This window comes from Polynucleobacter sp. 35-46-11 (assembly GCF_002281105.1).
Map to the genome: position 1 here is coordinate 1 of NZ_NCFJ01000764.1, position 1,765 is coordinate 1,765.

At 45.6% G+C, this 1,765-nt stretch carries 1 protein-coding gene and 1 pseudogene; one reads left to right on the forward strand and one right to left on the reverse strand.

Annotation, left to right across the window (positions count from 1 at the left end):
* Nucleotides 1-163 precede the first annotated feature (163 nt).
* Nucleotides 164-1,193 (forward strand): annotated as a pseudogene (locus B7Y67_RS19400) (aldo/keto reductase).
* A 32-nt stretch (nt 1,194-1,225) separates the two neighbouring features.
* On the opposite strand, the gene B7Y67_RS19405 reads toward B7Y67_RS19400, so the two are convergent.
* Nucleotides 1,226-1,765: VTT domain-containing protein (locus tag B7Y67_RS19405; protein WP_293600033.1), on the reverse strand; the 540-nt coding region annotated here is incomplete at its 5' end.

A 1,765-nucleotide genomic window follows, 5' to 3' on the forward strand; every position in this document is an offset into this window, starting at 1 on the left:
CTGTTTAAAAAATGTAACCGTGAACGTTAGCTTAGGCAAAGAGTTGATATTGGGAACTTGTCAGATGTTGCAAGTAGCGGCGAAACAGGCGGGGTGGGATTTAGGGGCGACATTGGCAATAATGCCTGTACCAAAAATAGAAGAAACAAAGGTTTTACATTAGATGGAATATACGCAACTTGGCAATACACAAATAAAAGTTTCTAAAGTATGTTTAGGCACCATGACTTATGGCGACCAAAACACGCAGGCTGAGGCACATGCGCAGTTGGATTATGCGCTGGCGCAGGGTATTAATTTTATTGATACTGCAGAGATGTATCCGGTACCGCCTAAAGCCGACACTTACACGCGCACTGAAACAATCGTGGGTAACTGGCTTAAACATCAGCCGCGCGACCAGATTATTCTCGGCGGCAAAGTGGCCGGGCCTAGACGCGGCATGGATTGGATACGCGGCGGCCCACCCAATTTAGATCGTGCCAATATTCGTGCTGCGATTGAAGATTCACTGAAACGTTTGCAAACCGATTATATCGATGTGTATCAATTGCACTGGCCGGAGCGCAACGTACCGATGTTCGGACAATATCAGTTTGATCCAACGCAAGAGCTTGATGGCGCGGGGCAGCAAAAGCAATGGGTGAGCATACACAATCAGCTCGAGACATTGGCTGAGCTTGTGCAAGAAGGCAAGATTCGTGCGGTGGGTTTATCTAACGAGCAGCCATGGGGTTTGATGGAGTTTTTGCGCATTGCCAATGCCTATAATTTACCGCGTGTGGCTACAGTACAGAACTGTTATAACTTGATTAACCGCGGCATGGAGTTCGGTATGGCGGAAGTGCTGTATCGGGAAAATGTCAGTTTGCTGGCTTATTCGCCATTGGCGTTTGGACATCTAACTGCGAAGTATGAACATGTTTTTGGGTTATGCGCAACGTTACAAAAAGCCTGGTGTGTTTGCTGCCTGTGCAGCTTACGCCAAGCTAGCCAGAGCACATGGTTTAACGCCAACCCAGTTGGCACTCAGTTTTGTGTATCACCGCTGGTTTGTGTCTAGCACGATTATCGGTGCCACCAACATGGCGCAACTGGAAGAGAATGTTGCCGCCTGGCAGGTGCATTTATCAGCAGAGGTGTTGGCAGAAATTGAGCAGTTACACTTAACAATGATGAATCCGGCACCTTAATTTTTGTGCCTCAATGTAGGTGTAACTAGCATTTATTTTTTAGAGAACATTGCACCTATGACAATGCAACTTAGGCCAATCGCCAAGCCGGATAATACGATGGTAGCCATGTGTTGGCGCACAAACGGAATTTCACCAAAAAAGTAGCCTGCGAGCATCAGGCTTACAATCCAGATGGTAGTGCCAGTATTGGCAGAAAACATATATTGACCAAACGGCATTTTACTAACGCCAGCAAGAAACGGTGCGAATGTGCGCACTACGGCAATAAATGGTGAAATGAATAAAGTGGTTCTGCCATATTTTCTATAAAAACTGCGTGTGCGCTCTAGCGCTTTTCTATTCACCCAGCCATATTGCTTAGTATCAATTTTGTCGCCAATCGCAGCGCCAATTTTATAGCTGACAAAGTTACCCAAAAAACTGGCAATCATCAGCGTTAGCATCATGCCCGGCAGGTTTAATGCACCAATTTTGCAAAAAGAGCCGGTGATAAAAATAAGTGGATCACCTGGCAGAAAAAACAAAGGCAAAAGGCCGATTTCTACAAAAATGATAGTAAATAAAATGAG